A 507-nucleotide genomic window follows, 5' to 3' on the forward strand; every position below is an offset into this window, starting at 1 on the left:
TCTTCTACTCCGTTGCAACGTGAAACTATTGTTGCGTTTATGAGACTTTTAGATGGCTTACATCAAGAAGCGTTAGCAGACTTCAAAGAAACATTAGAAACATTGTGCGAAGCGTGCTTTATAGAGAAATGTTAGAAAATCCTATTCCCCAACTTTTATTTACGCATCCCTCACTTCAAAAAAGATATATAATATTAATGTGTTATATAAATAAAAAAGAAGGTTTATCACTCACATATAGAATGTTGAAAGAAAAAGGAGCTGCCTCAGTGATGCTTTCTGGGGGAGAACCTTTAATGCATCCGAAGCTTAAAGATATTTTATTAACGTTAAATGAACTAGGTCTGCCTGTTGAATTAAATACCAATGGCATCTTATTGCATAAAAATTTATGGATTTCACAGTATGACATAAAAGAAATTGTTATTTCTATGGATTCGACTAGTGTCCAAGGATATTATGATATACGGGGGGCGAATAAATTTGATCGTGTGTGGAAAAACATTG

The 507-nt window shown here is 33.5% G+C and carries 1 protein-coding gene; it reads left to right on the plus strand.

Annotated elements, in window-relative coordinates; all coding sequences use genetic code 11:
* Nucleotides 1-128: 128 nt before the first annotated feature.
* On the plus strand, nt 129-507 hold a 379-nt coding region (locus tag J7R13_RS08785), incomplete at its 3' end, for a radical SAM protein (protein WP_343212185.1).

It is taken from the genome of Bartonella taylorii 8TBB (assembly GCF_902825155.1).
GTDB classification, from domain to species: Bacteria; Pseudomonadota; Alphaproteobacteria; order Rhizobiales; family Rhizobiaceae; genus Bartonella; species Bartonella taylorii_A.